General features: G+C 57.1%; 18 protein-coding genes and 2 pseudogenes. 5 read left to right on the top strand and 15 right to left on the bottom strand.

What is annotated here, in order from left to right:
- Positions 1-773 precede the first annotated feature (773 nt).
- Complete coding sequence (locus FHX16_RS18075) at positions 774-1571, bottom strand: glycosyltransferase family 25 protein (protein ID WP_183863971.1); 798 nt, start codon at positions 1569-1571, stop codon at positions 774-776.
- A 339-nt stretch (positions 1572-1910) separates the two neighbouring features.
- Here FHX16_RS18075 and FHX16_RS18070 point away from each other — a divergent pair, with 339 nt between their 5' ends.
- Both FHX16_RS18070 and FHX16_RS18065 read left to right on the top strand, forming a co-directional pair.
- The gene (locus FHX16_RS18070) at positions 1911-2237 is read left to right on the top strand and encodes a hypothetical protein (protein ID WP_183756078.1); all 327 of its coding nucleotides are present in this window, start codon (positions 1911-1913) and stop codon (positions 2235-2237) included.
- Between the two features lie 418 nt (positions 2238-2655).
- Positions 2656-2952 carry a GreA/GreB family elongation factor gene (locus FHX16_RS18065; protein ID WP_310503135.1) on the top strand — a complete coding sequence of 99 codons (297 nt, stop codon included), beginning with the start codon at positions 2656-2658 and terminating at the stop codon, positions 2950-2952.
- Positions 2953-3431: 479 nt separating this feature from the next.
- On the opposite strand, the pseudogene FHX16_RS18060 reads toward FHX16_RS18065, so the two are convergent.
- Positions 3432-3972, bottom strand: a pseudogene (locus tag FHX16_RS18060) (sensor histidine kinase); the annotation flags it as partial.
- Between the two features lie 211 nt (positions 3973-4183).
- Here FHX16_RS18060 and FHX16_RS18055 point away from each other — a divergent pair.
- Positions 4184-4708 (top strand): dual specificity protein phosphatase family protein, encoded by a 525-nt coding sequence (locus FHX16_RS18055; RefSeq protein ID WP_210280941.1) that lies wholly within the window; start codon positions 4184-4186, stop codon positions 4706-4708.
- 70 nt (positions 4709-4778) lie between these two features.
- Here FHX16_RS18055 and FHX16_RS18050 read toward each other — a convergent pair whose 3' ends face one another.
- From FHX16_RS18050 to treZ, 10 genes are all read right to left on the bottom strand, one after another.
- Entirely contained in the window at positions 4779-5528 is a 750-nt protein-coding gene (locus tag FHX16_RS18050; protein WP_183756079.1) for an isoprenylcysteine carboxylmethyltransferase family protein, read from the bottom strand.
- 12 nt (positions 5529-5540) lie between these two features.
- Positions 5541-6059 carry a methyltransferase domain-containing protein gene (locus FHX16_RS18045; protein WP_259129630.1) on the bottom strand — a complete coding sequence of 173 codons (519 nt, stop codon included), beginning with the start codon at positions 6057-6059 and terminating at the stop codon, positions 5541-5543.
- A gap of 474 nt (positions 6060-6533) precedes the next feature.
- A complete protein-coding gene (locus FHX16_RS18040) occupies positions 6534-6887 on the bottom strand; it encodes a response regulator (protein ID WP_183863972.1) in 354 nt (117 codons plus the stop codon).
- 46 nt (positions 6888-6933) lie between these two features.
- Positions 6934-8574, bottom strand: a complete 1641-nt coding sequence (locus tag FHX16_RS18035; RefSeq protein WP_259129607.1) for a phosphoethanolamine transferase — start codon at positions 8572-8574, stop codon at positions 6934-6936.
- Between the two features lie 209 nt (positions 8575-8783).
- Entirely contained in the window at positions 8784-9449 is a 666-nt protein-coding gene (gene msrA / locus FHX16_RS18030) for a peptide-methionine (S)-S-oxide reductase MsrA (protein WP_183864009.1), read from the bottom strand.
- A 225-nt stretch (positions 9450-9674) separates the two neighbouring features.
- Positions 9675-10157 (bottom strand): peptide-methionine (R)-S-oxide reductase MsrB, encoded by a 483-nt coding sequence (msrB, locus tag FHX16_RS18025; RefSeq protein WP_183756083.1) that lies wholly within the window; start codon positions 10155-10157, stop codon positions 9675-9677.
- A 165-nt stretch (positions 10158-10322) separates the two neighbouring features.
- On the bottom strand, positions 10323-11321 hold the full coding sequence (locus FHX16_RS18020; RefSeq protein ID WP_183863974.1) for a PHB depolymerase family esterase: 999 nt from the start codon (positions 11319-11321) through the stop codon (positions 10323-10325).
- Positions 11322-11593: 272 nt separating this feature from the next.
- Positions 11594-11740 (bottom strand): DUF1127 domain-containing protein, encoded by a 147-nt coding sequence (locus FHX16_RS18015; RefSeq protein ID WP_183756085.1) that lies wholly within the window; start codon positions 11738-11740, stop codon positions 11594-11596.
- 213 nt (positions 11741-11953) lie between these two features.
- Positions 11954-14404, bottom strand: coding sequence for a malto-oligosyltrehalose synthase (gene treY / locus FHX16_RS18010; RefSeq protein WP_183863975.1), 2451 nt, complete (start codon positions 14402-14404; stop codon positions 11954-11956).
- Positions 14401-16176 (bottom strand): malto-oligosyltrehalose trehalohydrolase, encoded by a 1776-nt coding sequence (gene treZ / locus FHX16_RS18005; protein WP_183863976.1) that lies wholly within the window; start codon positions 16174-16176, stop codon positions 14401-14403. Before treZ ends, treY begins: the two co-directional genes overlap by 4 nt.
- A gap of 266 nt (positions 16177-16442) precedes the next feature.
- Here treZ and FHX16_RS18000 point away from each other — a divergent pair, with 266 nt between their 5' ends.
- Both FHX16_RS18000 and FHX16_RS17995 read left to right on the top strand, forming a co-directional pair.
- Positions 16443-16979 carry a response regulator gene (locus FHX16_RS18000; RefSeq protein ID WP_183863977.1) on the top strand — a complete coding sequence of 179 codons (537 nt, stop codon included), beginning with the start codon at positions 16443-16445 and terminating at the stop codon, positions 16977-16979.
- Positions 16980-18339: 1360 nt separating this feature from the next.
- Positions 18340-18645 carry a BA14K family protein gene (locus FHX16_RS17995; protein WP_183863978.1) on the top strand — a complete coding sequence of 102 codons (306 nt, stop codon included), beginning with the start codon at positions 18340-18342 and terminating at the stop codon, positions 18643-18645.
- Positions 18646-18732: 87 nt separating this feature from the next.
- Here FHX16_RS17995 and FHX16_RS17990 read toward each other — a convergent pair whose 3' ends face one another.
- From FHX16_RS17990 to FHX16_RS17980, 3 genes and pseudogenes are all read right to left on the bottom strand, one after another.
- Complete coding sequence (locus tag FHX16_RS17990; protein WP_183756090.1) at positions 18733-19410, bottom strand: YoaK family protein; 678 nt, start codon at positions 19408-19410, stop codon at positions 18733-18735.
- Between the two features lie 76 nt (positions 19411-19486).
- Positions 19487-20458, bottom strand: coding sequence for an alpha/beta fold hydrolase (locus FHX16_RS17985; RefSeq protein ID WP_405049293.1), 972 nt, complete (start codon positions 20456-20458; stop codon positions 19487-19489).
- 236 nt (positions 20459-20694) lie between these two features.
- A pseudogene (locus tag FHX16_RS17980) lies at positions 20695-20940 on the bottom strand (amidohydrolase); the annotation flags it as partial.
- Between the last annotated feature and the right edge of the window lie 129 nt (positions 20941-21069).

The raw sequence follows: 21069 nt of genomic DNA, 5'->3' as shown, positions 1-21069 counted from the left end.
TGAGCTGTGCTGGTCATTCATGTCGGCGGTACCTATGGAGATATTCCCAGCAGGCGGTCGAAGACGAGGCTAGAAAGTTGGAAATTCGAGCGTTGCCTTGGCCTAGTGTACGTCTTTTGCCACACCTAATATACATTTTACGCCTCCTCTAATAACCATTCTAAGGCGTCGCTGGTGCTCCCTTGATGACCGGGCAAGCGGGCACATGCAACCCATTCCCTTTCTCCACGTTCGTGCGCACGATCGATCATCTTGATTTCGACCTCATGCTGGAAGGGAAAGCCAAAGACCTTTCTCCTTCGACTTCGGTCAGATGTTCTTCGCTATGCTCCCCACCTCGCATCGCGCTTTGAAAGCGAAACGGATCGGCATCTGCCGGTTTTGAATTAGGGCTACAGGCACTCGGCCGCGTTTCGATTTGAGCGCTGCCTACGCGCCCACAAGAGCCGCAATTGGAGCAGCAGGCAAGTTGGAGGACAACGTCGATCTCAGCGGAGCGACCGTGGGAGTTCCTCGCCATGAATTGGCAACGAGCAGGACGACGAGGGCGAGGAGCAGACCAAGGCCGACAGTGGACCAGACGGAGATGCCCTTGTTCCTGGCTGAGATAGGCGTTCGACGGCCTTGATAGGCTGTGCGCTCCCGATCGCCATTAAACTGCGCTGGTTCCCGCATGTCATTCATCCCGGGCTACGTGGTATTCAATACCGGACCGCCGCTTCGTGGTCTGCGGGGAGAGATAGGCGATAAATGCGGGATGACCAGGCTGCATTTTAGGCGATCACCTTGCACCTGAACAGTCGAAGCGCCCTGATGACAAACCGCGCAATCTCGACCCCTGCCCGATACGGCACCACTGTGGGTGGCTTGCGCCAGCCCAGCTTGTAGCGTGATAGTCTCTCCTGGATTTGAGATTTGGGCTCGGCGTCCTGCCTGGCTGGCAGGGGATCAACAAAAAACGCCCTCAGACCAACCAGATGTTCCATGTCAAATGCCAGATCGTATGGCAATCGCATCGGCATCAGGCGATCGACGATCCAAGCCGCGGCGCGGCGATTTACCAGGTACGCCCCAGCGCCCTTTTCCCGTGTCAGTGAAATCGCCATCGAATGTTGAGAGGTCAGCCGGCGAAACCGGAACTTCCTTCCCTTGTTGACCGTCGAAAGCCTGACGATGTCCCATTGGTTTCGATTAGCCAGCACCTCCTTCAGGACGGCCATGAAATTCGGGTCGAAATTGAGATCGTTCTCGAGGATCAGGGCATGTTCATCAGGTGATGCAATGAGACGCCGGGCGCAGTCGACATGACTGAGGTAACAGCCGATTTCGTATGGATTTGGTCTTCGCCCGTGCCGAAAGAGGTAGCCGCGCTCATCGAAGTCCGAAATCGGCAGTCGAAGGTCAGCTCCATCCACGGCCGAAATCCTTTCGAAATTCAACCCGAAGGTTTTGATCAGAAACGTCATGCGCCTTCCGCGATCGGGCGCCCGATCGAGGTTGATGAGAAAGGTCCGCAGCTGCGGCAGCGCCTGGCGGGCGATTAGATTGTCGTGCTCGGGAAGGTAGTTCATTGAAGGCCCGGGGATGATCACATCTGCCAGACCTTGCCCACCGAATATCTCCCTGCTCTGTCCGCTTGCTTACGTTTTTGTAAGGTCGCTATCTGTCAGGAAGGCTGAAAGCTAGTTGAAAGCTTCGAGAAGCTACGAACGAGCTGCATCGTGGAGGAAGCACCTGTATCGTGATGAAAGGCGATGCGTAACTCGTACCGGAGGAGACTTTGATGCGTTCATCACGCAGGCTTTTTAATTCAATCGCTATATCTGCAATCATTGCCGCGGCATGCGCGCAGCCGTTCATCGCAGGTTAATGCTTGGTAACCGAGACTCACTGCCTGAAAGGATGCCCCGATGAAGACGCTTTTTTCACCTCTCGCAGCCATGGTCCTGGCTGCATCGTTCGCCCTGCCGCTGAGCGCTGCGCCGATCGCGGTGCCGAAAGCAGCGCCATTACACACCACCGATGTCGAGCTTGTCAGGCACAAGGGCCACGGGAATGGCTATGCTTATGGCCACTACAAGAACCGGAATTACGCCTACCGCGACTGCCGGTATTACGGCTCATGCTACCGTCATCGGTATTCCGGCTATCCACGGTATGGATATCCCCGGTACGGCTATCGCGACTACTACTCCTACCAGCGTAGGCCGGGCGTGAGCCTGTACTTTAATTTCTAGTCACAGTCCTACGGGACAGACGTGGGACAAAGAGACTTTTTAGCCCGTCAGCCCGAACGTTGGCGGGTTTCAATTGCCTGACACTCGCCCGCAAGACTTGAAATCCCTCCGCGATCAGCATGTTTCGACCATGCCTATCCCGCGCCACGATCTCGTTCTTGAACGAGCATTTCCGATCGCAGAATCCTGCCCCGGCTTGGTGCGTGGCGCCGTGCCGCGGGGCGACGGCAACGCACCGCGTGACGGATCTGGCGCTGCCACTGACGCGACATAAGCTCCTTACTGCCAGCACGGTCTTTTAGGACGTAGGAAATGGCGTCCCAGACGACGCTTCGACAATCCTCGATCACCCTCACACAGACCGACCACACGCGATTGTCAAAACTCGCGGAGACCCATAGCTCGAAAAGCACTGATATTGCCGGGAATTGCTTTCCGAACTCGAACGCGCTTGCATCGTGTCCGACGAGGCTATCGCCACGGATGTCGTCTACATGGGTTCCACGCTGCGATTGGTGAGCGACCTCGGCGAAGACCGTGCGGTCACGCTCTCTTTCCTGGAGAGGCGAACATCGCAAAGGGCAAGGTTTCGATACTGACCCCGATTGGAACGGCCCTCATCGGAGTTTCAAAAGGACAATCGATCGACTGGCTGGCTCGCGATGGGCAAGTTCATCGCCTCACGGTGAAGGCGGTAGAAGCAGAGGCGATATGATCTTGGTTTGACGGCATCTCCCGCCCTGTCCGGGGGAACTGAACGCAGTTCGAGCACCACCACCTTCTGGCGCGTAATTCAATGCCAAGGGGTCAGAGATCTTTGAGAGGGGGGTTAGCTCCCGCGCAAGACTATAATCGGTTTCGTTGCCCAGCCGGCGCCGCGCCGCTAAAATCGAAAGCATACCTTTCCGTAGGGCGCCCGCAAGAATTTGGGCGCTCTGTTCCCCAAGCGGTAATGGGAGGCCACAAGGGGGTTTCCGCGACACCTTGTGGCCTCCATGTCCTTCCCCCGGACGGAAGAACGATGACAAGATTAGGTCGAGGAAGTCCAACGACAACTGGACTTTGGTCCGACGTTCTGCCTGCGCAATTGTTTGTACGTTATCGTACGGTTGCATTGCCGAGGAGGCTCGCTACATGCCAGCCGCGTGGCGCAAAGGCTGGTTTCTGGGAGACACCCTATTCGTTCTCTTGCCCTTACAGCGTCTCCAGGATCGGCAATCGCAGGGTAACCAACAGGCCCACCACCGGCTGCATCGCTGAGATACGCGGTACCTCCCGCTCCCTGTATGACTTCTCGCACGATGGCGAGACCCAGACCGCCGCCCTCTTCCTGGGTTCCCATGACCCGGTAAAATCGCTCGAAAACGTGCTTGCGTTCCATCGGATGGATTCCGGGACCATTGTCCTCGACGGTAAACAATGCCCTACCGTCGAGGCGGGTCACCGATACCTTGACCTTGCCGCCCACGGGAGTATAGCGGATTGCGTTGTCGACGAGGTTTACAAGCATCTCTCCCAACATCGTGCCGTCACCTGCGACCCTAATCGGACTGGCTTCCTTCAATCCGATATCAATGCCGCGGCGAAGCGCTTCCTCGGCTTGGGCTCCGAGAACGTCTTCGGCCGCTTTTGCGAGGTCAATGACGTCGCAGCGCAGCCGCCTGCTACCCGGCTCCGCGCGCGACAGGGTCAAGAGCTGGCTTGCGAGCCTGGATATCTGTGTCCGTTGAAAGCGACGGGAATTGGTGCCGTTGGTGCGCGAAGAAAAGGCCCAAAACTCAACAAATCACGCCAACCGGCTTGACCACCCCGCCGAGATCCGGTTCTCGACAATGAGCATTCCCATAAACACGATCACGGCCAGCAACCAGCCGAGGAGTGCATCGGAAACGTAGTGCGAGCCAACTGCAACGCGCAAGGCGGCCATCGTCGCTGCATGCCTCGCTTTGACCGGAATAGCGACTGGTGCGTATCCTGCCTATCTGCAACTGTCAGAAAACTTTCATACGGTTGTCGATGGCGAACTCTATCGATCAGCCCAGCCAAGTCCGCAACAGCTTGAAGCCTATGTGCGGGACTATGGAATCAAGACGGTCATCAATCTGAGGGCACGGGGTGATAAGGGCAGCTGGTATGCAGCTGAGGTGGGGACCACAGAGAGGCTGGGCGTAACACATGTGGACTTCCCGATGTCCGCATCGAAAGTGCTGACGCTGGATCGCGCTGATGAACTTATGAAACTGATGGCTTCGCTACCGAAGCCAATCCTCGTCCATTGCCAGGCAGGAGCGGATCGAACGGGTCTCGCCTCTGCGATTTACAGCACCCGTATTGCAGGCCGGGATGAAGAAGCTGCTGAACGTCAGCTGTCCTTCTACTTCGGACATGTTGGCATCCCGCGCCTCTCCGCAGCATATGCAATGGATGAGAGCTGGGAGGATCTTGAAGACAGCTCCCGAACTTCCAGCTAATCGGGCGGAGGGACCGACGACAGTCCCGCGACATGGTTCTGTCGCGGGCCAGATTTCAATCAAAAGCGCTTCAATGAGCGGTGGTCATCTTGTCAAAAGCCCCACGCTTCTTGAGGGAACTGACGAGCCCCGTAAGAGCGATGACCCCCACGAACAAAGCGACGAGAGCAATCGCGTACGACAGTTCCTGGTCTGAAATAGAGTCCGCCGCGATCCGGTAGAACTCTGTTGCCAGAAGCGCGATAAGTGTCGAGGACATGGTGGAATAGTCTTTGGCGATGACCCGCCTGATATTGAAGCTCATACCATCCGTCGATGTCGAGAATGCACTGAGCTTGAGTGCCCATCGGGGTACGTCACGGCAATAGGCGCTATAGGCATCGCCGAACTTGTTGGCGAGGAACTCCTCTTCGGCATGGATGATGCACTGATAAATGAAGGCGAAAAGCAAGCATCCAACAACCACGACCACTGGGTTTCCGTGAAACAGGAAAAGCCCGGAATAGACGAGCATATTCCCGACATACAATGGATTGCGGCAAACCCCGAACATGCCTTCTGTGACCAGATCCTTGGCGTAGACCCGCTTGTTCAAGCCGCCCCGTTTGATATATGCGTATCCGATAACTGTTGCACGCAACAGCAATCCGGCAAGCACGACGAGAATCGCCAGGATATTCTTCCACGCCTCGAGCGCTTCACTTCCGAACACCGTCGTTGTCGGCGGCGTGGAGATGAACAGGGCAACAATAATCAGCGGAAATGCCTGGTTTCGGTATTTGAAGAAGAACGTTCCGATCTTCAGCATAAGGGACTTCATGGCAATGGGTTCTCACTTGATCGCGACGATGCCGCAGAAATTATACCAACGGAAGAACACCTCCGTGCTCTTGAAGCCCACCTCCCGGAGCAACTGGATATTTTCCTCCAATCGATAGGGAATGAGCACGTTCTCCAGCGCTTCTCGTTTCTTTGAGATCTCGATCGACGAATATCCGTTGCGCCGCTTGAAGTCGTAGTAGTGGTCGATGAAGAGCCGGTTGAACGTCGTGTCCTCGCTGGTCAGCTTTTCGATGAGCAGCAGACAACCATGTTCGTTCATACCGTCGTAGATGGTCTTCATCACACGTTCGCGAAACAGCGGTCGCACGAACTGCAATGTCAGCAGCATGGTCACGACGCTGGCATTCTCCAGGGAGAAACCGCGATGGAGATCGCCGGTGATCAAATCGATCGAACGGTTCGTTCCCGACGCTTCAATTTTCTCGGCGGCCTTCTTCAGCATCTCCGGGGCATTGTCGATGCCGACAAAATCCACCTGATTGTCAACGAAATGATCCAGCGCAAGCAGTGTTGTGGCTGTCGAACAGCCAATGTCATAGAGATTGGACTGAGGCTGTGGAAATCCTTTGCCAGTTCGCAGACCATTCGCTGCATCTCGTCATAGAACGGTACAGAGCGGCTGACCATGTCGTCGAAAACATTCGCGACAGTGGAGTTGAATGAAAAGTCTGCGACCGCATCACGTTCGTCGGCGAAAACCTCGTCACGCAAATTCGTATGCAGGACAAGTCGGTTAGACTGATCGGTCATATCCGCTCCAATACACAGCAATGTAAATGGGCGGCTTCGTTCCCCAAGGCACACCCGGCGCATAGCGATTTGGCCATATGTTCCTGACGAGAACCTGAACACCGGGCTGCCCCCGGGGGCCTTCACAAGCGGCGAAGGTGTCCTTCATCCAGCCAAATATGGGCCAAAAAGGAGACTTCCTCGGTCAGCAACCTGTGCGGAATTCTAGTCGCGTTCAGCACGCGAGAGCATCTTAGTGGCGGATGAGCTTCATTCGAGCTGAAAGTTCACGGAGATCGAAGGGTTTGACGAGAAAGTCGTCCGCTCCTCCCTTTATTCCTGCCAGACGATCACTGTACTGGTCTTGTGCGGTCATAATGATGACGCGAACCGTATTGTTTGCCGCCCGAATGTCGCTGAGGAGTGAAAGTCCGTTCCCATCCGGCAGACGCAGATCAAGCAGTACCAGGTCGTAGTTCGCTGATACGAGCCTACGGGAGGCTACCTTCAGGTTCCTGCACCAATCGACAGTGTGTCCCTCGCCAACCATATGAGCTGAAACAGCATCCCCGATCTCTACGTTGTCTTCGACGACAAGAACATTCACCGGCCGGGGCCCCTGATCCACTTCTCATCGTCGGCGGTCTCGCCCATCAGGAATTCCCGCCCCTACACGGTGAAAACACGTCCAGCTCGCGCTGGTAGACCGAGGTCTGCACATTCATCATTCCAAGCACGCTGTGAAAGAGGTTGTCGTGGGAGGTTGGACGAGTTGCCTCCTTGCGAAGGCAGGCGGTGTCCAGCTCCATTGATTTCGTGAAGTCGTCGTCAAGCCACGTCAGGAAAGGCACGTGCGTTTGCTGCGATGGAGCGAAAGTGTACGGCGCACCGTGCAGATAGAGCCCCTTTTCACCCAGGGATTCTCCATGGTCTGACATATAGATCACGCCAGCCGCCATCTGGCTGGACCGGGCCTTGAGGCGATCGATAACGGCGGAGAGGAAATAGTCGGTATAGAGGATGGAATTGTCATAGGCGTTGGTGATTTCGCCTTCCGAGCACCGCCCGAGTTCTGCCGTTCGACAGTCCGGAATAAATCCGCCCATGTGTTCAGGGTATCGAAGGTAGTAAGCAGGACCGTGACTGCCCAACTGGTGGAGCACCAGGACGCTGTCGCCTTGGACGTGATCCAGCCAGTCGTCGAGCTTCTCCAGCAAGATGGCATCCAGACATTCACCTTGCTTGCAGAAGCGCCGATCCTTTGAGCTCGCCAGGTCAACGTACAGGACCCGGTCCGCAACGCCCTTGCTACCCGTGTTGTTATCGAACCAGGCAACGTTGACCCCGGCATGGGAGAGCACGTCGAGTAGGTTTTCGTTGGCGCGTGCCTTTGCGTGCGTGAATTCCGCCCGCGTGAACCGCGAGAACATGCAGGGAATTGATGTTGCGGTAGCCGTACCGCAGCTCTCGGTATCAGGGAAATAGACGACCTTGCGTGCCTTGAGCTGCGGGTTCGTTTCTCGGCCATAACCCCCGAGTGAGAAGTTTTCGGCACGGGCAGTCTCCCCAGCAACAATAATCGTCACTCTCGGCTTGTTGATGCGCGCCAGAGGCGGTTTCACAACAGCGTCGGTCCCGACAGGCTGGACGACAATCAATGCTTCCTTTCGGGCGCTGAGGAAATAGCGCGCCGTGCTTACGATCGGTGTAACGGGATTGAGGCTTTTGGTGATGTCGCGTCGTTCTCTGACAGCGGCACTATACTCTTTCGAGTAGGTGATGCCGCAAACCGCGACAATTCCGAGCGAAATCACGATCGCTGCCAGGTTCCATACGACCTTGCTGACGAACGGTCGGTGATCGACCTTCGTCCACGCAATGATCAAGGACGGTAGGACACCGAAAATCGCAAGATGAAAGGCGAGGTCGCGGGTGATCAGGTGCTGTGCCTCCGCAGGCGTTGTCTCCATCGCATTGCGGATCATGTCGGTGTCCACGACCACGCCAAATCTGTCTATGAAATGGCTTGCCACGGCAGCGACGATGACAAGAAAAATCAGGAACGGCTTTATGAGGTATTTCATCGAGAAGGGAGTGATCGCGGCAACGCAGAGAGCCACCATTGCAAGATATAGCGCCCACAGGGGACCAGTCCCACTTCCGAGATAGTCGTTGGCCTTCTGCCAAAACGTGTTGTTGCAGAAGACAAGAATATAGATAGATACAAAAATGCAAAGCGGAATGCTGCCGATAACGGGCCGTGGCACGCTCACGTTTGCGGGCTCGTTCTTCACTTTCACTTCTCCAACGCAAACGGGCCTTTTGAAGAGGATTGCTGACACCAACCTGAAGCGACGAGAATGAAGGGCGTCCAGATTCATCGCCGGCCGGACGTCGATTCTGTCAAGACATTGCGTCGAACCACGCCCGAATCTGCCGTGCGGACCAACACCAACGGGTCATCGTCCTCCCTTCCCAGGCGATCGCCATTCAATCGAACCGCTCACCGGCCAACGACCGATACCCGCACCGCTTCCGGCCGGTAGTCGTTTGGGAAAAGCCGTTTCAGGCTTTCGATCTTCGGCAGGTCGTTGACGACGATATACGGATACGTCGGATTGTTCGTCAGAAAGTTCTGATGGTAGTCTTCTGCCGGGTAGAACGCCTTCCCAGGTTCAATTGTCGTGACGATCGCCTCATTGTAAACCTTCGCCTGATTGAGTTGGCCGATATAGGCCCTCGCAACTTTTGCCTGCATGTCGTTCGTGGGAAAGATTGCCGAGCGGTATTGGGTCCCCGTGTCAGGACCTTGCCGATTGAGCTCCGTCGGATCGTGTGCGACTGAAAAATAGATCTGGAGCAGATGGCCGTAGCTCACCTTCTTCGGATCAAAGACTATGCGAACTGACTCGGCATGGCCTGTCGTTCCGGTGCCGACCGCTTCGTATTGAGCCGTCGACCTGCCACCACCAGCGTAGCCCGACGTTGCACTGACGACACCGTCAACATGCTGGAAGACCCCCTGCACTCCCCAGAAGCAGCCACCGGCAAGGACGGCGGTCTCAAGCTTTTGTTGGGACGCCATATCCTGAAGCGGTGCTGGAATGGCATGAGCCTCTTCCGCGGCGAGGACGGCGATTTGAAACGCAGACCCGGCTGCAACCGCCATGGCCAGGGTTGGCACGAGAGCCACTTGTCTCAAAAGACCCCCATGACGCGTCATTTCGATCTCCTTAGTCTGATGGGAACAGGTAGGCCTGACGCCAAGGTTCGGGAACGTGATGTCGAGTGCATGGTCGCTGATCGGTGCCGCCTTCGCGTGAGGGCCGGTCGGGCCCGACCGGGTCAGGATGTCGCCGAGCGGAAACGGAATCATGCGAATACCCCTGACCTGTCAGCCCGCGAGTGGATGGAATTTCATGGCGACGCCGTTCATGCAATACCGATGGCCGGTAGGCTTTGGACCATCATCGAAGACATGTCCGAGATGGCCGCCGCAACGACTGCAATGGACTTCCGTACGCACCATTCCAAGTGTCGCATCCGTGGAGGTCCCAACCGCGTCCTTGAGCGGCGCCCAGAAGCTCGGCCATCCTGTCCCACTGTCAAATTTCGTGGTGGACGAAAAGGCATTCTGGTCGCAACCCGCGCAAGCGAAATTGCCTTTTCTATGCTCCTTCAACAATGCACTCGAGAAAGGACGCTCCGTGCCTTCCCTCCTGAGGACGGTGTACTGATCCGGGGTGAGTAGCTTCCTCCACTCGGCATCACTATGCGATATGGCGAAGGTCTCGCGGGCGACCGCAGACTGCCTTCCGAAGCAAAGCCCAAACGCGCCCAGTGCAGCGCCGATCAGAACTTGACGCCTGCCCACCATCTTGTTCTCCTCCTCGGTTCCCTGACCCGCGTCCGACGTGTTCGGGCTGCGGTATCGGAAGATCTGCCTTTTGTTGCACACATGGAAGTGGCAACACTGAAAAGTGAAACCGCCTTTTTCCCGATCTGTTCAGGACGAGCAACACCGGCATCCACGACAACAGGCCTATCTTCGCAGATTCCAAAGTTTCAAAAGCTCGAGCGGTCCCGAAATACCAGCTTCGATGACGAACGGGTCCGATTTCAGAGGGCTTTTGACCGGTAGCCCGTGTCCGAAGCCTCTGAGCGAATAGAACGACACCTGCCCCTTGTGGAACCCATCCCATCGCACCACGTGCCCCCAGGGCTTGTGCAATTGCTTTGCCGTTGCCACTTCGATGCCAACGATATCCAGCCACTGTGAGGCGGCTGCGACAGCGTTGTCCGGATGGACCGTACGATCGCCGCTCCCCTGCCAGATCGATATGGGCGGCCACGTCTTCCGCTCCGGGGAGATCGTGCGTGCCAGATCGCCCCATTCGCGAGGCGAGCGCGAATGACCGGATTTCATCGTTCGAAGCGCCGAAATTGCATCGCGTGCCGCCCCATAGGGCATGCCGGCAAAGATCGCCCCGCCAGCGAACAGATCAGGGTAGGTGACAAGGAGAGCCGATGTCATCGCACCACCGGCCGAAAGTCCCGCCACATAAACGCGGGCGCGATCGACTTGGTATTGCCTGACAGCATGATTGATCATTTGCCTGATCGACATCAGTTCGCCCCGGTCACGGGCGATGGCGCTCGGCCGAAACCAGTTGAAGCAACGCTGCGGGTTGTTCGCTTCTCTCTGCTCGGGATAGAGAAGGATAAAACCGCGCTGGGCTGCAAGCTTTGAAAAGCCGCTCGCAAGGTCGAGGCTCTCCGGTGTCTGTCGGCAGCCGTGAAGGAACAAGACGAGCGCCGGCTTTGGGGGATGCCTTCTGGGCACGAACAGCTTCATTTTCAGGCGGCCGGGGTTTGAGCCGAAATCCGTTACTTCAGTGAGCACGGGCTTTGGACTTGCCGGTCGGCGCCGACGTGTGGTCGGCTGTTTGGGTATGCGAAAGAACGACGTCTCGAAGAGGCGCCGGACCTTCTTGCGATTTTTCAGGAGTCGTGAGAGTGACCTGGAGAGTTTCAACGTCATTGGCGGGCCCCGTTTTGACGTCCTCGACGCTTCTCCCGCGGCACGCCGCCATCGATAGACAATGCGCCAGTTTAACTAGGCGACGATGACCGCTATCCAAGCGGCAGGAGAAAAAACCTCGCAGGCTGCCGATACCTGCTCAACACTGAGGCAGGGGGAATGGGGAGGGGACCAGGCGCACGGTTGATGGCTTCTCCCGGGAGACAAAGATGAAAAAAACGCCCGTCACGATGTGACGAGCGCTTTCAAATTCCAAGTCTGGATGGCGCCGATTAACGGCCCGAGGCTGCCTTGGCAACGCTACGAATTTCGGCGCGATCGATACCGAGATCGTGCAGTTCGCGATTGCTCATGCGGCCGAGCTCTGAGACCGTCTGCTGGTACTTGCGCCAATTGTTGAAAGAGCGTGCTACGTTCATAATGACTCCCCTTTCCTGGGCTTTCAAAGCTCAGCTGCCAGTCCGTGGCGCTTCGTTCGCTTTGTTGAAGTTTATGTAGTGATCTTGGATCTGAATGTGCAGCGCTAAGGGGTGATCCCAGCCCTGCCTTAGGTGCATAGCGCCTGGCTACTCGTTCGGCACGCGCCTCCCTTTCCGCACATGACGTTGTGTCCACCTTTGGGCCAAACGTGGTCAATGCCCTGTCATCAGAAGGGCTACCGGCTCGCTTTCAAGCAATTCCCTGAGGTAGAGGCATTCTCGAGAAAAATCTCGTCCAGTCAGGAGCTCGGTCAGTTTGCCGTTGATCGATGACAGCTCGAGAACCGTATCGTCCCAGAAGTCGGGACCAGCGCTGAAGGCCCTCGTCGTGACATGCCCCAGCATCAGACGGGGTGCGACGACGATGAGCGTAAGATTTCCAAGAGACCGGGCATAGGTGACAATATTCCTGGCACGACAACCTTTTGCGCTGATTGGCAGGTAGTTGCCTCGTTCGAAAAGGCGCGGATGAGCTCGTCGCAACTGCAGGACCGTTCTGATCATGTGCTGCTTTCGACGTTGAAATTCGTTGCCGCAATCTTTGCGACCGTCCTGGTAGACCGCCCCGGCCAGCCGTTTAAAGTCGGCCGGGCGCCTGTTATCAGGATCGACAAGGCTGAAGTCGGACGCCTCGCTTCCCTGGTAGATGTCGGGAATACCCGGCGCGGTAAGCTTTATAAGGGTCTGGGACAAGGAATTCACGGCGCCTGCCGCGACGAACGGACCGATCGTCGCCACAAGATCCTGCCGGAAAGCCGAATTTTCGGCCGATGTCAGGGCCTCGGCGTAAGTCTTGACGGCATCTTCGTAGGCTTCGTCCACATCGGTCCAACTTGTGGTGAGCTTTGCCTCCCGGACGGCCTTCTCGGCGTACGCGGTGAATCGCCGCGTGATGTCGTCAGCACGGTCAGAGTCTGGCCAGATTCCGGCCAGAGCCTGATAGAGCATCCATTCGACATCAGGCTCTGGCACGGTCTTGCCGGAAAGATCGGTCAGATACCTGGCGTTCAAGCTGCGCCAGCGCGCGAAGGCGATTGTCCAGTCAACGGGCGCTTCGCTCAGCGTATACAACAGAGCGCGTGCATCCTCGCCTCTTTTGGTGTCGTGGGTGGAGGTCGCCGACAATCCTTTTGGTTGCCTCTTTTGCCTCTCCATCATCAGGTCGTGGAACGCCTCGATCCCCCCTGGAACGGAACTCGGATCACCCCCGACCTCGTTGGCCGCGAGAAGCAGGGTGAACCTGTAGAAGAGGGTGTCTTCGACAGCCTTGGCCATGATCGGGCCGCTTAACTGCTGCAAACGGGCACGGAACTCCGGTTGGCTTCCGTCGCGGAGCACGGATCCGACCCAATCCAGGGCATCTCTTTGTTCTTGATGTGGCGCTGCTTCGACAAGGACTTTTCGGAGGACGATCGCATCCTCTTCATCGAGAGCGCCCTCTTGCCCGTATGTGCGATAGACCCGAAATGCCACCAGGATTTCCTTGATGGCCTCCCCAATCGCCGCTTCCGACAGGTCGGTGCGCGCGCCGCTTGCGAGCCCTATCAATCTCTGCATTTCGCCTTTGAAATTGTGCTCGACCATCAGGCGTTTGGCCTCGCGCAGATCCTGCTGGTAGTTCGAAGGCGCGGAGGCAATGGTGGCGTAGGTCTCACCAACCGAACGCACCCCCTCCGGATCGATGAAGAGGTTTGAAAGAGCCGCGATGAATTCGTAGCCAGTCGTTCCCTGGACTGGCCAGTTCCGGGGCAGGCTCTCCCCCTTTTCGAGGATTTTTTCCACCACGACGAAGACATCGGCCCCTATCTTCTTTCGAAGCCGGTGAAGGTATGAGGTCGGATCGGTCAGTCCGTCGATATGATCAAGCCGCAGACCCTGAACCTTACCAGAACGGACGAGGTCGAGGATAAGGGCGTGGCTGGCGTCGAACACATGGTCGGCCTCCACGCGCAGCCCGACGAGACCTGTCACCTCGAAGAACCGGCGGTAGCTGAGGTGCGAGGCTGCCTCCTTCCAATGGATCAACCGCCAGGCCTGGGCGTTGTGAACGGCTGCGATCTCGGCAGGGTCAGCAGGGTTGGGAACGGAGACGACGCTTGCCGGATTGAGCGGCAGGCGAGTATCAAAATAGGCGAGGTTCCAGTCGCCGGTCGATTGATCCCGCTGCAGCTCAAGCTCTCCGTCAGCGAGTGTGTCGTCGAACGTTTTGCCGAGAATTGGAAGGGTGAGCGGCTCGCTCCAGTCGATATCGAAATAATCGCTAAAACGGCTACTCTCTCCGAATTTGAGGACATGCGCCCACCATGGGTTTTCCACCGACGCGGCCATATGGTTGGGAACGATATCAAGGATGAGACCAATACCATGGTGTTTCAGGGCCTCCGATAGCCGTTCGAAGCCCTGCCTCCCGCCAAGATCGGGATCGAGCTCGTTGCAGTTCGTCACGTCGTAGCCGTGGGACGATCCTTTCGTCGCGGTGAAGATCGGCGATGCGTAGAGATGGCTTACGCCAAGATCGCGTAGATAAGGCAACGCCTCGACCACCCGGTCAAACGTCATCCCGTTGCGAAACTGTATGCGGTAGGTCGACGTCGGAACAATCATTGACTGATGCTCCAGAGTACGGACCAGGGCGCGAGTGCGCCGCGTGTCATCGATCCGGTTGAAAAGAAGGGTGGGTCCCGTCCGACATCGCCCAGCGACACCCTTTCATCGGTCAGATTGCAGAGGAGCTTTAATATTTCCCCGTCCGACACGCGCCATTCGACGCACAGTGCATCGCCAGGCAATCTCAGGAAGGTCCCGTTTTTCGAAATCATCGTCAGACGCGGGATGACATGCTCGCGCCTTGCCTTGAGTGCTCCCTTGTAGAACTCAAGCCACCCGATGGATGCCGGCATGCAAGCCGTCAACCAATCGAGCTTTGCTGACCTGAAGGAGGCTTCCGCTGTCGGATCCGGAAGGTCGTCGACATCAAATCCGGGAAGCCTGGAAAGCTCGTGTCTGCGCCCAACCCTGACTTTCTCATTCAAGTCGTCATTGAAGTCGCAAAAGTAGGGGAATGGCTCCACCGCGCGCCATTCCTCGCCCATGAAAAGCATCGGTATTTGCGGAGCAACGAGATAGATTGCGGCGATGGCCTTGAGCGCATCGGCAGGAAGCGAGGCGATCCGTCTGTCACCCAAGGCCCGGTTGCCAATCTGATCGTGATTTTGAATGAACGAGACGAAGGCGGTGGGGGGTAACCCCAACGCGGATTTGCCTCTCGCTGCCCTGTGATAGGACATGTACTCGCCCTGATAGACAAAGCCTTCTGCGATCGCCCTGCCGAGCTTTTCCAGATCGTCGGCGAAATCCGCATAATAGCCGGACACTTCACCGGTCGCTGCAGAATGCAGAACGTGATGAATGTCGTCGTTCCATTGCGCGGTGAAGATTAACGCCCGCCCGTCAGTATCGCGTGTCAGAAGATCGCTGTCATTGCTCTCGTTCTCCCCAATCAGGTGGATATGTCGCTCGCCGGCGGCCAATCGGACCCGCCGCGCCAACTCCGCAAGAATGTGTTCTTCGGAATGGTCCTTAATCGCATGGACGGCGTCTAGGCGAAGACCATCGAGCTTGAAGCAGGTGATCCAGTAGATTGCATTCTGAATTACGAACTCCCTGATCAGCCGCGATTGTTCTCCATCATAATTGATGCCATTGCCCCAAGGGGTTTGGTGATGGTCCGTGAACAGTGGCGCATAGGCACCCTGGTAGTTCCCGTCGGGGCCAAAATGGTTGTAGACGACATCAAGAAAGACTGCGAGCCCGCGTCGATGTGCTTCATCGACGAGCTTCTGGAGTTCCTCGGGCCGACCATAGTTGCTGTCAGGAGCGTAGGGCAGCACCCCATCGTAGCCCCATCCCCATCGGCCGGGGAAGTCACCAACCGGCATGATCTGGATCGCGGTGACGCCGAGCTCTCTCAGATGGTCGAGCCGATCGATCGCGGCAAGGAAAGTTCCTTCTTCGGTGAACGTTCCCACGTGAAGCTCATAAAGTACGATTTCTTCCCAAGGTCGGCCGTGCCAGCCCTTCGTGATCCACTCGTAGGATGCGAGGTCGACCACCTCACTGGCCTCATGAACGTCTTCTGGCTGAAACCGGGATGCCGGATCGGGGACGGCAAGTCCGTCCGACAGGATGAACGAGTAGAGCGATCCGGGCGTAACATTGGCAACCTCGCATTCGTGCCAACCATCCGCCCTTCGCGCCATCTCGAAGCGATCCATTCCTTTCACATTCAACCGGACAACGTCCTGCAGTGGCGCCCACAGCCGAAAGGCAACCAAACCGACGCCCCGGACGGACGGACCAAAATCGAAATCCCTCAATCCCGCCTCCTGGAGACCCCGCGACGCTCCATCATTCACGCAATTGACAACATGTCCCTTCAGCTCATCGCAGGCAGAGCCAACCTAATGTCCTTGCCGCGGATTGGTTCCGAGCGCCGGCCATTTCTGCGGGATGGCACGCACAAAATATTTGCCTCGGCCAGGAACTGTGACGCCGATTTGTCGTTTCGAAGCGCGGTCAAACAGCTGCGTTGATCAGCCCCGGCTTTAGATCGGGATCCGCGGTAAAGATTGGAGGCGCGCTCATGAACGATAACAGGGAAGAGTGGATCGCGGCGCGGGCTTACGCGTTGTGGGAGCAGGCAGAAAAACCCTTGTGGCAAGATCAGGCTCACTGGCAGCAGGCGGTTCTTGAGCGCGATCTCCTGGAGCAGACGCGCGCGTCAGCCGATGGACAGGAGGTGATGAGCCGTGTTCGGTCAGCTCGTTCGCGAGGCACGGACGCTTCGAGCATTCTTGTGGTCGAGGACGAGCATTTTCTTCGCTTCGAGACTGTGGATGTTCTCGAGCAGGCCGGATACCGGGTCCTGGAGGCCGCCAACGCCGACGAGGCCCTGGTTCTTCTCAAGACAAACTGCGTCAACACGCTCTTCACCGATATCGACATGCCTGGCACGATGGATGGGCTCGGCCTTGTCAAGACCGTCCGGTCGAAATGGCCGTCCACGAAATTGATCGTCACGTCAGGCCTCATAAAACTCTCACATCGGGACCTGGAGAGCGGCGTTCACTTTATCGCCAAACCTGCACCGAGCCGGGAGTTGCTGAAGCTGATCGTATGAGCGCAGAAAGGCGAACCCAAAGAGGTTGGCGACTGTCTGCTTGGTCACAGCGTTATCGATAGCACAGAGGATGCCGTGACCGGCGACACGCAGTGACTGCATTGAACTCCGCCTTGCGTGTGATCCTGCGTCCCACAAAGCGAGGGGCAGCGGAGGCTTGCAAACTTAATGCCAGCGCCTCACCACGGGTGGTGGATCGTCGTGGGCGGCTGACCCTGGAAAAGGCTTAACACCCGTCTACCAACCCGTTTTCTGGACCAGGCTCCAGCGGCGGCACTGAAAGGCGTGGACCTCACGGGTCCCTTTTTCTTGGACTTGAACAGACGGTGACTTTCCGGATCGCGGGCGTTTCCCGATACCCCGACGAACCAAGCCGTGGTGGGGGTTGAAAAAGCCGAGGCCGCGGCATGTGCAGCGGCCTGGCTGTAAACAGAGTTGCAAAGGCCCCGACTGGGGCATGTCGGGTCCGGTGCGGCCCTGCTCGCAGAGGATTTCAGGACGCACCACAGCATAACCGTTTGCGGCGGAAACGTTATCCAGTCGTTTGGATGAGTGGCTTATCACTTAGATTGGGCGGGGAGAAAGTGCGGGTCCGCAAGGGGTGTTAGAGCGGACCCTTAGCACTGTTGACAGAAGAGGCCAGTTCTGGGCCGAGCTCATATAAGCACAACCAGCCAATGCGTGCACTTACCTCAATAGACGTATAACCGCCTACTGGCAGCTGATTAAAATGACAGGCTCCGGCCTGACGCGCTCGTCGTGCCAATTGAGATCGAACCAGGATGCGTGTTTGTCTGTAAGCTGACAGGCAAGGGCCCGGTCTTCACAGGTGACCGGACCCTCCCGCACCGCCTCATCACGTCAGAGCACGGCGGGAGCGGAATAGTGCGTGAGTCGCAGTCGGTCAAGCTGGTACGGCGAGAAGTCGTTGCCCTCTCCCTCCCAGGCAAGGTCGAGGTGAAAGTGAAGTATGAGCGGGGCCGGCCCGTGCCAGTTCAAAGCCACACGGCCCTTTTTGTCGGCCCGAGCCTGGCCAACAAAGGTCGAGGGGTTATGGTCGACAGAGACGGATGCGAGCACGTTCGCCCGTTTCAAAAAGCCTTGGCAATAAATCTCAACGTGCACGACACCCAAAGGGCGCAATCCTTGATAATTATCCTGCCGTGTTGGTATCATCGACTTGCAATGCCGACTTGCGCGAAGGTTGAGTCTTTAGCCGGGCATTGCCGGCCAGATGAATTCGATAAATCCAGGCCCAAGCACGTCACAACGGACGTGATTTCATAGCGTTCAAGCAAGTGTCTGGAACAAAACCGATCGAGAACTCGTTGCCGTGATCTCGATCAAACGGGGTTTCTCGATGTTCAAGGCGATTAAACTTGCGCCGGTGCTCGGCGTTACTTGCGGGCTTTATGTATCATCGCTGCTACCGGCGCAGGCTCTTAGCGTCATTGCTCCAGCAACGCAGGTCAAATCCGATGACCAAGACACTTTGTCGGCTTTTGCCTCCAGCGGTCAGAGAGAACCTCGCGACAGCTTTCTGCTTTCAAGCAAGGAAATCGCCCACGTCAGGTGGTGCGCCAGACGTTATCCGTCCTACCATGCAACCGATAACACCTACGAAATGCCCGAGGGGGCCAGAGCCGAATGTCGCTCTCCGTATTGACGGCTTAAACCATCCATGCCGTTGACCGAATTGCTGATCGCGTGGTCGGCACCCGGCAGATTATGCCCTCCCCTCCCCGCCTTTTTTCTACGCCTCGGTTGCGGCGGCGTTCGAGAACAGTCCGAGTGCGGCGATGATTGCGGGCAGGACAAATGCGGCTGCTGGTGCAACAACGAAAGCAAGTGCGCCAAGTCCACAGCCGGCTGCAAACGCAATCACTGCGACAACCATGCGCTTGATTCGAGCGGACGCTGCCGCGCTCTGCTCGCCTTTCTCTCCTGCCATGATATCGGCCAGATCGAGCATGATCTGCGTCGTCGTTCCAGTCATGAGCGTCGAAGGCGGTGCCTTGGGAAGATGAACTCTGTGGACAGCGTTCTGGATTGCCATTGCGGCAACAAGCGTCATGCCAACCCCGAGCATCACATCACTCTCGGCTACTGCGAAAGGACCATGCCAAAGTGCGTAAGCAGCAACCGCCGACAGCAAGAGCAACTTTATGAACAGAAGCGGTCTGAGCACCGGCAAATTCCGACGTTCGAGGCAAAGGCCTGCCCAGCGCGTCAAGAATACCACGACACAAAAGACCGGCAATGCCAGCAGCTTTGGAAGTGCACCAGCCGTGCCGAGGGCAAGGGTCGCGCCAAAGGTTACGAAGTTGCCGGTAACATGTGCGGTGAACAGGCCCGAAAGCGCGAGAAAGCCGAGTGTGTCGACATAACCGCCATTGAAACTCAGGAGCAGCGGAAGAGCCGGGAACTTCATCTGTCTATCCAATCCGTTTAAGTCTGTTCGGGAGACTGGTCTGCCAACGCGTCGTCGGCAGATCAGGGAGCCTTGGTCAGGCCTTTACGAAGGCAAGAAGGTCGGCGTTCAGCACATCGGCGTTGACAGTCAGCATGCCGTGAGAAAGGCCAGGATAGGTCTTGAGCGTGGCATTTTTCAAAAGCTTCGCGGCTTTCAAAGCGGAGTCTGCAATCGGAACGATCTGATCGTCCTCGCCATGCAGGACAAGGGTTGGGACCGAAATTGCCGTGAGGTCAGCGGTCTGGTCGGTTTCCGAGAAGGCCTTGATCCCGTCATAGTGCGCCTTGGCGCCACCCATCATTCCCTGACGCCACCAGTTCTGGATGATGCCTTCCTGCACCTTGGCACCGTCGCGATTGAAACCATAAAACGGTCCGGCCGGTACATCACGGAAGAACTGGGCGCGGTTTGAGGCAAGAGCGGCACGGAAGCCGTCGAAGACCTCGATCGGCAATCCCTCCGGATTGGCTTCAGTCTTCAGCATCAACGGCGGTACCGCCGAAACCAGGACCGCCTTGGCAACGCGGCCAGCGGGTTCTCCGTATTTGGCCACGTAGCGAGCGACCTCGCCGCCGCCTGTCGAATGACCGATGTGAACGACATTTTTAAGATCGAGCGCTTCAACAACTGCGAATGCGTCCGAGGCGTAATGATCCATGTCATGGCCATCGGCGACCTGGCCAGACCGGCCGTGACCGCGACGGTCGTGAGCGATGACACGGTAGCCATTTGACAGGAAGAACAACATCTGCGCGTCCCAGTCGTCTGATGACAACGGCCAGCCGTGATGGAACATGATCGGCTGCGCATCCTTTGCGCCCCAGTCCCTGTAGAAAATCTCGGTGCCGTCTTTCGTGGTGATAAAGCCCATTGTCTTGTTTCCTTCGTTTAAAGTGGAATTCGGTGAAGTAGAGGTTGAAATCTGGAGGGGCTGGAAATGGTCGGTCCCCCGTTGCGAGAGGGCCGGTATCGAAATTGCTGCGGTCGCTTCTCCTTCTCCTACTATGCTTTCCCGAGCGGCATGACAGGCGGCTCTCGTCGTTTTGGTGGAGGAAGAATGGCCGGAAAAGGTTGATCATACAATTGCAAGAATAATTCATATTTCATTGCCATTTTTGCAATAAGCCCGGTCCCTGCCGCGTGAGGTTCCGAATGTGCAACAGCAAGGCGGCAAGGCGCCCGGCCGGCGCCGTGTCCCGAACAAAGACCGCAAGCAGCCCTTTATCCGCGTATCGCCTCGAGCTAGACAGCCCAGCAAGAGCAGCCGAGGGCGCCAAAGAAACCCTTCAGATCAGCTATCGGAAGTTTTGCGGTCCATGCGCCGGCATGGTCATGGCCATGGACGCCGCAATTGCTGGCGCAGCCACAGGAAGCAATTGTAGTCTCTCTGAGTGATTTCCTCCCTGCACCATCTGGCTCTCCCCAGGCCGCGTAGCCTCCGAACCCGCGAACGGGCAACAAATCAGGCATGGCTGGCGGGATCTCGTCAAGGAAGTCATTCGACGCCCGACGCAGCGTTCGCAAGGGATGCGGGCGCGACGGGGCACACGAGAACTCGACCATTCGCGCCTGACATTTGCCGGTCCTGGCAAGTTTATAACTGGTAATCCTCTTCGG

The sequence above is a fragment of the Rhizobium sp. BK661 genome (assembly GCF_024808825.1).
GTDB lineage: Bacteria > Pseudomonadota > Alphaproteobacteria > Rhizobiales > Rhizobiaceae > Rhizobium.
Note: the sequence above shows the minus strand (reverse complement) of the source record. Positions and strands in the feature narration are given on the sequence as shown.

Coding starts and splice junctions, on each gene's coding strand:
- treY (WP_183863975.1), bottom strand. CDS start 14,404: ATGATTGTTCCGACGTCGACCTACCGCATACAGTTTCGCAACGGGATG.
- FHX16_RS18075 (WP_183863971.1), bottom strand. CDS start 1,571: ATGAACTACCTTCCCGAGCACGACAATCTAATCGCCCGCCAGGCGCTG.
- FHX16_RS17990 (WP_183756090.1), bottom strand. CDS start 19,410: ATGAAGTTCCCGGCTCTTCCGCTGCTCCTGAGTTTCAATGGCGGTTAT.
- FHX16_RS18020 (WP_183863974.1), bottom strand. CDS start 11,321: ATGACGTTGAAACTCTCCAGGTCACTCTCACGACTCCTGAAAAATCGC.
- FHX16_RS18015 (WP_183756085.1), bottom strand. CDS start 11,740: ATGAACGTAGCACGCTCTTTCAACAATTGGCGCAAGTACCAGCAGACG.
- FHX16_RS18050 (WP_183756079.1), bottom strand. CDS start 5,528: ATGAAGTCCCTTATGCTGAAGATCGGAACGTTCTTCTTCAAATACCGA.
- FHX16_RS18070 (WP_183756078.1), top strand. CDS start 1,911: ATGAAGACGCTTTTTTCACCTCTCGCAGCCATGGTCCTGGCTGCATCG.
- msrB (WP_183756083.1), bottom strand. CDS start 10,157: ATGGTGGGCAGGCGTCAAGTTCTGATCGGCGCTGCACTGGGCGCGTTT.
- FHX16_RS17995 (WP_183863978.1), top strand. CDS start 18,340: ATGTTCAAGGCGATTAAACTTGCGCCGGTGCTCGGCGTTACTTGCGGG.
- FHX16_RS18000 (WP_183863977.1), top strand. CDS start 16,443: ATGAACGATAACAGGGAAGAGTGGATCGCGGCGCGGGCTTACGCGTTG.
- msrA (WP_183864009.1), bottom strand. CDS start 9,449: ATGGCGGTTGCAGCCGGGTCTGCGTTTCAAATCGCCGTCCTCGCCGCG.